The organism is Phormidesmis sp. 146-12 (assembly GCF_052939495.1).
The window spans coordinates 1-4,074 of sequence record NZ_JBJPHS010000215.1; the positions used below are offsets into that span (position 1 = coordinate 1).

Genomic DNA, 4,074 nt, shown 5'->3' on the forward strand with positions numbered 1-4,074 from the left:
TCCGCAATGGTCATCTTTTGCCTTAAGCTGTGGTCAACTTATTATTAAAATCACATTTGTCTGTAACCCTTGGGATTAACCCCTTATGGCAGCCGAGCAGCAAGCACTTCCACCCATTCGTCTGATTCCGGTTCAATCTACCCCAGAGACGAGCGCGGAAGTTACTGACCTGCGATCTGAGCGGATTCAGGAGTTTTTGCAAGCCAGTAATTTTGCTCCTAACACAGAAAAGGCTTATCAGTTTGAACTGAAACGCTTTATGGAGTGGAGCGAGAAGGCTTGGCATAGGATCACTCCACGCGACCTTGCTCAGTTCAAGAAGTATTTAAAGGAGGAGTGCCGAACCCGTAAGGGAAAATCGTTGTCCCCTGCGGCAATCAATCAAGCAATGACTGCCCTCAAGAGTTTTTATCGATGGTTTCAGCAGGCAGGTTACATGAGCCTATCTGAAACCCTGCCAACCGCTGGGGTCAAATTTGAGAAATTGGGCGACCCGCTTCCTCGCCACTTGAACCCCAACCAGATGGAGGCAATCTTTCAGGCAGTCTCAGGGAAAGAAGATATTGACCTGCGCGATCGCGCTTTGCTGGCAGTCTTAACCCACGGCTTGCGGGCGGAGGACGTTTCGGGCTTAAACGTTGGCAATTATGATGGTGTTCGCCTCAAGTTTCTTCGCAAGAAAGATAAAAGTGATGCGATCGTTCCCCTACGACAAGAGGCGCGGAAGCAGATAGAGGCATATCTGGAGCGGCGGCGATCGCAACAGGAGGAATTGACGGAGGATAGCCCGCTTTTCCTGTCCTATGATTTCCGCAGCGGTGGGCAAAGGCTGGGATACCAGGGAATCTATTACTTCACTAAAATTCGGCTGGGAACAATGTTGGGCATTCCAGACTTAACACCTCATCGCTTCCGACACACTTACGCCAGTGAGCTGATATCTCTGGGTATCGATAGCTTGCTCGCCCGCAGTTTAACAGGGCATAAATCTGAGAAGGTATTCGAGAGGTACATTAAGGGCAGGCGATTGAAAGTAGCTGAGGATACTTTCTTTAGAGCGATCGGGGAGGAAACGCTCTAGAAGCCCGAAGCATCGGCTAAAAAGCTGAATCGCCAATTACGAGAAATTCCAAATAAATATTTTTAATGAAGAATAAGTAAATATTTTGCTGATAAAGGAAAAATCTTTAATTTAGTACTATTGTACTAAATTAAAGAGCAGCTAATTGATCAGATGTCTTTACCGCACCAGTGCGGTAAAAATGCTTTGTCTGCTCCAAAACTTCAAGGCTTATAGGGAAGCTATCTCAAAAATCAGACCTATTGTTTTTATCTATTTTCCAATCTAAGTTTTTACCGCACTAGTGCGGTAAAAACCTGAACTTATACACATGAAAAATTGCAAAGAAAGACATTTTTTTAGAAAAAGGACTAATTAGTGGGCAATTACAGCGTGGTTTAAAGAATTTACTTCTAAGGCTAAATTCTTGAGATCGAGTAAGGGAAAGAAGAAGATTTGGAAGCAAAAAATTTATACAAGATCCTTTACAGGCAAAGGGTTCAAGGATTTTTTATATTTATTCAAAACTCAAAAGCAACCAAATTGAATTTAATTAATTTGCAACTAACTTCTCGAAAAAATGCAATTTTCAGAGTATGGAAATTAATCATATATAAAAATCTATTTACTCTATAGAAAATATCTATTTAGATCTTATTGACATTTGAATTCAATCATTCAAATATTTAATTGTTCCTAAAAATGTTAAGCGCGTTCAAACCTCACTCTCCTTTAAAGTGTCTTTTCTGTGTGATTTGCTGTTGAAAACTAAAGCCAATATAAATTGGCTTTAGTCGAAATTGCGTGGAAATAACCGTTGCCATCATACTCAGCATGAGTAAGATTTATCATTTCTCATCAGAGAAGCTCTCGGTAACAAAGCAGGCAATGCAAGCATTTTATGAGAGTAAAGAAGATTTTTTTGATTACCTCAAGCGACACCAATCAGGCGATTGGGGAGAAGTAGGAAATTATGAGGAGATCCAACTTTCTAAAGACGAAATTCAGACAGGCATGAGTGACAACACAGCGAAATTAAATCTCCTGCAAATTAAAAACCAGCAGAATGGATCAATTATGAGTATCTATAAGTTGAGGAATGGTACCAAAATTTGGATCGTTACTTGCCTAGATTTTCTCGCAGATAAGGCTTACACGACTATCTTTCTACCTTCTGAATATTAGAAAAACGATTTTTGTATAGAGAGTTGGCTGAGGTTTTATGGCAATCAAAACGCTTCGATCGCAGCTTTGCGCCACAGAAGAAACACGGGAATACTTGTGGCATTTATTTATCACCTACACTCTTCTGATCAATCAGTTGCTTGAACGATTGCCGAAGGATGCTAAGTTTTCAGATTGGCGAAAAGAAGGTCGAGTACCGCGAAAAGCAGTAGCTGCGCTTTGTAATAAAGTGTTGGAGGAGGATGGCTCTCTAAAAGGTCTTCCGGCTCGGTTTTACACTTCGGCTGTCCTTTGTACGTCGTATACTTTTGCCTCAATTTTTGCGATCCAAAACAAGCTTCGTGCCAGGTGTGAGGGTAAACAACGGTGGTTAAATGTTGCGGAACACGATTTGGAACTTGCGGAAACCACAGCCTTCAGCTTGGAGGAGATTCGCGAAAGAGCGGCACAAATTTTAGGGCAAGCCGAATCTAAACGTCAGGAGTGTCTTGATGAGGAGGAAGAACCAAGCAATATTCCTTCAATAATGAGTCTCTTGTTCAAATTGTTGGATAAGAGTAACGATTTACTTAGCTACCGGGCGATCGCACATTTGCTAAGAAACGACTGCAAAGTCAGTTACGAGGAGGAAGACCCAGAAAAACTTGCCTTAAGGTTGTCAAAAAAGCGAATTCAAATTGAACGTTTACAAGAACAACTCAACAGCCAATTGCCAATTGGACGTGACCCTACTGGAGAACGGACGAGTCAGTTTATTGAAGAAGCAATCTCTCTCCCAAGAGACTCTGATTCAATTGAAAACCGCATTGAGGAGTTTGAGACTTGGGAAGATTTGCTACCTGAACGTGTTGCTAATCTCTCAACTCAACTGGAAACCTTGCCCTACCCACTTCTTTTAGGCAGTAATGATGATGTGAGATGGTCGTGGGAAACGGCAGCGACTACTGCTTCAAGCTCCAACACCTCACCCAACTCAAGTCCAAAGCGAACTCGAATCCGCAGACGGAGGAAGAAGGCAAAGAAGCGGATTTGTGTGAGCTTTAAGGGTAAAGGCTTGAGCCAAGTTCGATTAAGGCTCTATTGCGATCGCCGCCAACTACCAATATTTCGGCAGTTTGTTGAAGATTCCAAAGCCAACAAAGCTCGAAACAAGAAGGAGAAGTTTTCACTCGCGCTATATCCTTTACGCTCGGCTACCCTGCTGTGGGCTGAAGATAAAAAACTTTCAACCGAGAAAAACCGTGACAAACCCTGGAACAGTCATCGCCTCTATTTGCACGTCACAGTTGATACTCGGTTGTTAACAGCTGAGGGTACCGAACAGGTGCGTCAGGAAAAGATTGAGCTGATGCATAAATTCCTTAAAGGATTGGTAGAAGCTGAGGAGACGCAGGAGGCAAACGAAGACGAGGAGGCGCTCCTCTCAGCACAGAAAAATCGTAGCAGAGTCACCAAGAAGAATCAGACCACGCTCAAACTACTAGAGAGTAATCCACCGCCACCACGTCCAAGCCAGTCAGCGTACCGTGGCAATCCACAAATTGCAGTGAAGGTGGCATTTAGTCGGGAGCATGTTGTGGGAGTTGTGGTGTCCGATGGACAGCAGCCCATATTGGATTACCGCGATGTGGAAACTTTGCTGATTGATTCGCGCCTCGAATTGTTGGAGCAGCGGAGTCTCAAGCTTCGCAATCAGCCGGAGCGGTTGCGGAAAGTGAAATCGGGAGATTCAGGAAAGGCTAAAAAGGCTAAACGCACCCGCTACAAACCCAAGATTAGTACACGTCAACTTCAGTTGCAGCCTTATCGTTTACTAAAGCGTTGGCGTA

The 4,074-nt window shown here is 43.4% G+C and carries 3 protein-coding genes; all 3 read left to right on the plus strand.

Annotation, left to right across the window (positions count from 1 at the left end; all coding sequences use genetic code 11):
* Positions 1 to 85: 85 nt before the first annotated feature.
* Positions 86 to 1,081, plus strand: coding sequence for a tyrosine-type recombinase/integrase (locus ACKFKF_RS34470; RefSeq protein WP_446871869.1), 996 nt, complete (start codon positions 86 to 88; stop codon positions 1,079 to 1,081).
* Positions 1,082 to 1,894: 813 nt separating this feature from the next.
* The gene (locus ACKFKF_RS34475; protein WP_446871870.1) at positions 1,895 to 2,245 is read left to right on the plus strand and encodes a hypothetical protein; all 351 of its coding nucleotides are present in this window, start codon (positions 1,895 to 1,897) and stop codon (positions 2,243 to 2,245) included.
* A gap of 37 nt (positions 2,246 to 2,282) precedes the next feature.
* Positions 2,283 to 4,074, plus strand: a 1,792-nt coding sequence (gene cas12k / locus ACKFKF_RS34480) for a type V CRISPR-associated protein Cas12k (protein WP_446871871.1), incomplete at its 3' end; no start/stop codon positions are given.

Coding starts and splice junctions, on each gene's coding strand:
- ACKFKF_RS34470 (WP_446871869.1), top strand. CDS start 86: ATGGCAGCCGAGCAGCAAGCACTTCCACCCATTCGTCTGATTCCGGTT.
- ACKFKF_RS34475 (WP_446871870.1), top strand. CDS start 1,895: ATGAGTAAGATTTATCATTTCTCATCAGAGAAGCTCTCGGTAACAAAG.